This window comes from Leptotrichia sp. oral taxon 215 str. W9775, assembly GCF_000469505.1.
GTDB lineage: Bacteria > Fusobacteriota > Fusobacteriia > Fusobacteriales > Leptotrichiaceae > Leptotrichia_A.
The window spans coordinates 1-581 of sequence record NZ_KI272872.1 but is presented as its reverse complement, the minus strand read 5'-3'; the positions used below and the strand labels follow the sequence as shown (position 1 = coordinate 581).

At 29.3% G+C, this 581-nt stretch carries 1 pseudogene; it reads left to right on the top strand.

Features of this window, described 5'->3' with window-relative positions:
- Nucleotides 1–305, top strand: a pseudogene (locus tag HMPREF1984_RS11590) (replication protein rep); the annotation flags it as partial.
- Nucleotides 306–581: the final 276 nt, after the last annotated feature.

Below are 581 nucleotides of genomic sequence, written 5' to 3'. Positions count from 1 at the left end.
AAAAAAAATACAATAACAAAGGGAGGGGGAGACCTAAAGTTTCTGGCTTTGAATTCACATTTGAAAAAGAAAAAGTTTCTTGCAATTTAGAACAAGGATCAATTAAAATTAACAATTTCATAGGCAGAAAAATTCGGCTATATGACAGTAATTTTCAGAGATTCAATATTATGACTGTTTTGTCAGTTGATGGAAAAGAAATGCCAACGATAAAACTTCAAAATGTTGATGATGAATATATTCAGGAATTTGCATTCAATAGCTTAGAACATTTAAAAAATTGGTTTGAAAAAAACAAAATTTGATAAAATAAAAACCCGCTGCAGCGAACAGCGGGTAAAGTATTAAGTTGCTCGACTTAAATACTCTTTTATTTTATCACAAAAATCTAAAAAATTGGAGTGATAAAAATGAAAAAAATTTCTAAAAAGGCAAAAAAGTTTGCAGAAGATCTAAAAAATTTCTTTAAAAATGAGACTATTCCCCAGGAAGATAAGGACGAAATCTATCAAGAATTTCTACACCTCTACAATAAATTTAAAAACACACGAACGAAGTGAGTTTTTGAGCGAGAGCGAAAG